The sequence below is a fragment of the Bacillus sp. LR--39 genome, from assembly GCF_053613335.1.
On record NZ_JBSIOT010001638.1, the window covers coordinates 1 to 512 of the forward strand.

Annotated in this window: 1 protein-coding gene; it reads left to right on the top strand. The window is 46.5% G+C overall.

The features are described 5' to 3' along the window. The coding region (locus ACWHAR_RS32245; protein WP_452089071.1) for an extracellular solute-binding protein at window positions 1-512 on the top strand (512 nt) is incomplete at both ends.

Consider the following 512-nt stretch of genomic DNA (forward strand, 5'->3'; position numbering starts at 1 on the left):
TTTATGAGGGGCCTCTATCATCAGCCGGATATGAAGAGAAGTACTACGGCATCCCTTTCGCAAGCAATGCGCTTGCCTTGTTTTACAACAAAGACCTCTTGAAGAATGCAGGGATCTCCAAACCGCCTGAAACGTGGAGCGATCTGAAAAAAGCGGCGGAAAAAACGAGCAAAGGCCAAACGAAAGGATTTGCCCTGTCAGCCGTAAAATCAGAGGAAAGCGCTTTTCAATTTTATCCGTTTCTTTTGTCTTCCGGAGCAGATCTAAAACAGCTGAATTCAAAAGAAGCAGCCTCTTCTCTTCAGTTTTTAACAGATCTGATCAAGAAAGGCGCAATGAGCAAGGAAGTGTTAAACGCCACCCAGGATGATCTGGCCAGACAGTTTGCAGCAGGTCAGCTCGCCATGATGATCAACGGCTCCTGGAATATTGAACGGCTGGAAGAAGCCGAAGACTTAAATTACGGGATTACCTATATCCCGAAAGATCAAACATTCGCTTCTGCCCTCGGC